The organism is Thioclava sp. UBA3469 (assembly GCF_002378135.1).
Lineage (GTDB): Bacteria > Pseudomonadota > Alphaproteobacteria > Rhodobacterales > Rhodobacteraceae > Thioclava > Thioclava sediminum.
In genome coordinates this window covers 10901-11124 of the sequence record NZ_DFRG01000129.1, presented here as the reverse complement: position 1 = coordinate 11124, position 224 = coordinate 10901, and the positions used below count along the sequence as shown (strand labels likewise).

Here is a 224-nt window from a genome sequence, read left to right as displayed (position 1 = left end):
TGCACGAGGCGATCGGCGATCAGCTGACCTGTGTCTTCGTGGATCATGGCCTGCTGCGGATGAACGAGGCCGAGGAAGTGGTCACGATGTTCCGCGACCATTACAACATCAAGCTGATCCATGCCGATGAGAGCGAGCTGTTCCTCGGCGAGCTGGAAGGCGTCACCGACCCTGAGGTCAAGCGCAAGACGATCGGGCGCCTCTTCATCGACGTGTTCCAGAAA

The 224-nt window shown here is 58.9% G+C and carries 1 pseudogene; it reads left to right on the top strand.

Features of this window, described 5'->3' with window-relative positions:
- Positions 1–224 (top strand): annotated as a pseudogene (locus B3D39_RS10370) (GMP synthase (glutamine-hydrolyzing)); the annotation flags it as partial.